A 1,783-nucleotide genomic window follows, 5' to 3' on the forward strand; every position below is an offset into this window, starting at 1 on the left:
GTCGCCCTCGACCTCGCCGCCGCGTCGGGCCCCGCCTGGCGCGAGGACGCGGACTACCTCGCCGTCCTCGTCCCCGAGCGCGAGCGTCCGCAGGGCCTGCCGCGCCTCACGCACGAGGCGCTCGCCGCGCTCCTCGACAACGCCCGCCTCGCGAACCTCACGCCGCTCGAACTGCGCGGCTACTGGAACACCGGCAGCTTCGACCTCGAAAGCGTGCAGAGCGTCGCGGAGCTCGTCAGCGCGCAGCTCTCGCAGCGCGGCGTGTTCTCCTTCGTGCTGCTCACCCTCGCGCAGCAGCCCGCGCACAGCGTCGTGAGCGCCGCCCGCCTCTCCGAGCGGCTCGGCAGCGGCGTCAACGGCGCGGAGCTCGCCCGCGTCCTCGACCTGCTCACGGGCGCGCCCTTCGGGGTGCTCAGCCCGCTCGGCGGCGGCCTGTACTACCTGCGTTCCGAGGTGACGGACCTGCTCGACAGCCTCGGCGAGTACGCCGAGGGCCTGCGCGTCCGCCTGCGCGCCGAGAAGAGCGCCGCGCTCGTCCGCTGAGCCCGCGAGCACGAGGGAAGCGCCGCGACCGATGTCGCGGCGCTTCCCTTTTCTTCAGCGCGACAGCGGCGTCGCGTCCGACGGCGGCTGCGGCAGGTTGCGCGCGTCGTCGCGGTGCATCAGGATGATCGGCTGGTTCGTGGTCGCGTAGCCCTTCACGCCCTCGTCGTCGGCGGACGGCGTCCTGAGGTAGGCGTTGAACACGTCGAGCGTGAGCTGATGTCCGTCGAGCTGAGCCTTGCCGTACAGCTGATCGAAGAGGGTCGTGGCGGCGCCCCCGCTGGCGTCCGGGAAGGCGGCGAGCCGGTCGCGGACGGAACGCTGCGCCGGGGCCGGCTGCGTCGGCAGGACGATCCCGCGGGACGTCGCGAGCGCCGCCAGGGCCGCCTGCGCGGTGTTGTGCTCGTCGATCATCCGCTGCGCGTACGCCTTCACGGCGCTCGACGTGCTCTTCGTCAGGGCAAGCTGCGAGGTCTGGATCTCGAAGAGGTTGCTGGACGCGGCGCTCGCCATGAACTGAACGTCGGCGTCCTCGGACCTGAGGGGGTCCGTGGTGGAGGGCGAGCCGAGCAGACCGCCGCACGAGGCGAGGAGCAGGGGGAGCGCGAGGAGACGGACGGGCATCGGGACGTTCAAGGGCGTTCTCCTTCCGGAAGCCCGCGGGTCACGCGACGCACGCTCGGGCCTCGCCCGTAGTGTGCATGGTCCCCGCGCCCGGCAGGACCGGGCGCGGTATAGAGAACCGGGGGGTGAACTCTCACCTCACGCGCGTCACGGACCGTCCGCTGCCCTCCGCGTAGTCGAGGCGCAGCAGCCAGGCATGGGGGAAGTCGTCGTAGAACAAGGAGCCCCACTCGACGACGCTGAGGCGGCTGTCCTCCACGAGCCGTTCGAGGTCCATCGCGTAGAGCTCCGCCGCGTGCTCCACGCGGTAGGCGTCCACGTGCAGCACCGCGCCGTCCCGCGCCGGGTAGACCTGCATCAGCGCGTACGTGGGACTCGACACCTCCCCGTCGAAGCCGAGGGCCGCCACGAGGCCCTGGGTGAGCGTCGTCTTGCCCGTCCCGAGGTCGCCCTCCAGGAAGACGACGCCGCCCGGCGGGACGAGCGCCGCGAGCGCCGCGCCGAGCGCCTGCTGCTCCTCGGGCGTGCCGAGGTGCCGGGTCTCGCCGGGCGTCACGCCCACCTTCCTCTGTCCTGCGAAGTGAAGTCCGACATGCCTTTCAGGCTACACGGCGGG

At 72.3% G+C, this 1,783-nt stretch carries 2 protein-coding genes and 1 pseudogene; 1 reads left to right on the forward strand and 2 read right to left on the reverse strand.

Features of this window, described 5'->3' with window-relative positions:
* A pseudogene (locus DEIPI_RS0126420) lies at positions 1 to 543 on the forward strand (hypothetical protein); the annotation flags it as partial.
* A 54-nt stretch (positions 544 to 597) separates the two neighbouring features.
* On the opposite strand, the gene DEIPI_RS0126425 reads toward DEIPI_RS0126420, so the two are convergent.
* Both DEIPI_RS0126425 and tsaE read right to left on the reverse strand, forming a co-directional pair.
* The gene (locus DEIPI_RS0126425; protein ID WP_052352053.1) at positions 598 to 1,179 is read right to left on the reverse strand and encodes a DUF4142 domain-containing protein; all 582 of its coding nucleotides are present in this window, start codon (positions 1,177 to 1,179) and stop codon (positions 598 to 600) included.
* A gap of 121 nt (positions 1,180 to 1,300) precedes the next feature.
* Positions 1,301 to 1,723 carry a tRNA (adenosine(37)-N6)-threonylcarbamoyltransferase complex ATPase subunit type 1 TsaE gene (gene tsaE / locus DEIPI_RS0126430; protein WP_027483766.1) on the reverse strand — a complete coding sequence of 141 codons (423 nt, stop codon included), beginning with the start codon at positions 1,721 to 1,723 and terminating at the stop codon, positions 1,301 to 1,303.
* Positions 1,724 to 1,783 lie beyond the last annotated feature (60 nt).

Origin of the sequence: Deinococcus pimensis DSM 21231 (assembly GCF_000519345.1) — a bacterium.
Taxonomy (GTDB): domain Bacteria; phylum Deinococcota; class Deinococci; order Deinococcales; family Deinococcaceae; genus Deinococcus_A; species Deinococcus_A pimensis.